The sequence below is a fragment of the Shewanella sp. 10N.286.52.E4 genome (assembly GCF_041468785.1).
In the GTDB taxonomy this organism is placed as follows: Bacteria; Pseudomonadota; Gammaproteobacteria; order Enterobacterales; family Shewanellaceae; genus Shewanella; species Shewanella electrodiphila.
In genome coordinates this window covers 1-312 of sequence record NZ_JBFRJJ010000099.1, presented here as the reverse complement: position 1 = coordinate 312, position 312 = coordinate 1, and the positions used below count along the sequence as shown (strand labels likewise).

1 rRNA gene is annotated in these 312 nt (G+C 40.1%); it reads right to left on the bottom strand.

The features are described from left to right. Positions 1-7: 7 nt before the first annotated feature. Positions 8-123: ribosomal RNA gene (gene rrf, locus AB4153_RS21595) — 5S ribosomal RNA — on the bottom strand. Positions 124-312: the final 189 nt, after the last annotated feature.

The window sequence follows — 312 nt, the reverse complement described above, 5'->3', positions numbered from 1 at the left end:
ATTAGGCGCTTGGCGATGACCTACTTTCACATGGGGAGACCCCACACTATCATCGGCGCGATTGCGTTTCACTACTGAGTTCGGGATGGGATCAGGTGGTACCACAATGCTATTGTCACCAAGCAAATTGGGTTGTTAACCGCATAAGCGATTAACTAAATTCGGAAAGCTGTTTGTTTCTTTGAGTTTCAAGTACATGGATGTACTTGATGTCATCAATGCAGGAGCATTTTATGACCATACTTTATTAAGTGCTTTATATTCTTCACTAAGTCTTACCTTTTACAGTAAATAATAAATCTAGTTACCATC